At 38.4% G+C, this 885-nt stretch carries 1 protein-coding gene; it reads right to left on the bottom strand.

Going from position 1 to position 885, the window contains the following annotated elements; translation table 11 throughout:
* A partial coding sequence (locus ACHABU_RS20665; protein ID WP_435766837.1) for an aldehyde dehydrogenase family protein occupies positions 1 to 885 on the bottom strand: 885 nt, incomplete at both ends.

Genomic DNA, 885 nt, shown 5'->3' on the forward strand with positions numbered 1-885 from the left:
GAGCCAAGGCCCTGTTCTGAATCATTTGCCAGCTTGATGACTTCTTCCTCATTTTCATATGGGATGATTGGGATGATTGGGCCAAATTGCTCGCAGCTAACACTTTCACTCGTCGGATCATCAACTTTTACAACATGAGGTAATATATAGTAACCATTATCCCAGTTTTCAGGATCCAATTTTGTCCCTAGTTCTTTTACTGTCGCTCCAGATTTCTTCGTTCTTTCTATTAGTCCATTTACAAAATCATATTGTTTCTTGTTATTTAACGGCCCGAATGAAGCGTTTTCATTTAAACCATGACCAACTTTGTATTCGTCAACATACTGACAGAAGGATTCAAAGAATTCATTATAAATTGTTTTTGGTACATAAATTCTTTTTACAGCAAAACAGATTTGTCCACTTCTTGCATAAACACCAGCCAAAAGTTTTGGAATTATCTCCGCAGGATTTACATCATCTAATACTATAGCTGGGTCATTCCCTCCCAACTCTAGGGTAATATCTTTAATAGTCGATGCAGCATTTTTCATAACAATTTTCCCAGTCTCAGTACCGCCTGTAAATGCTACCTTCCGTACTAAAGGATGTTTTGTCATTGCTTCTCCTACTTCAACATCCCCATGTACGACATTAATAACTCCTTTAGGCAATACATTAGCTATTTTCTTTAACAATTTTGTCAATGCCAGCGGGGCTGTTGGAGACGGTTTGAGCACCACCGTATTTCCAGTAACCAAAGCTGGTCCTAATTTCATCATGGTTAACACAACAGGCATATTCCAAGGGACAATAGCAGCTACTACACCTTTTGATTTCTTTTCAATTTTTGTCCAGCCTGTTTCCTCATCTTTGTGCACCGTATCGAAATAAGCAGAGTCT

The sequence above is a fragment of the Oceanobacillus sp. CF4.6 genome (genome assembly GCF_051262635.1).
In the GTDB taxonomy this organism is placed as follows: Bacteria; Bacillota; Bacilli; order Bacillales; family Amphibacillaceae; genus Oceanobacillus.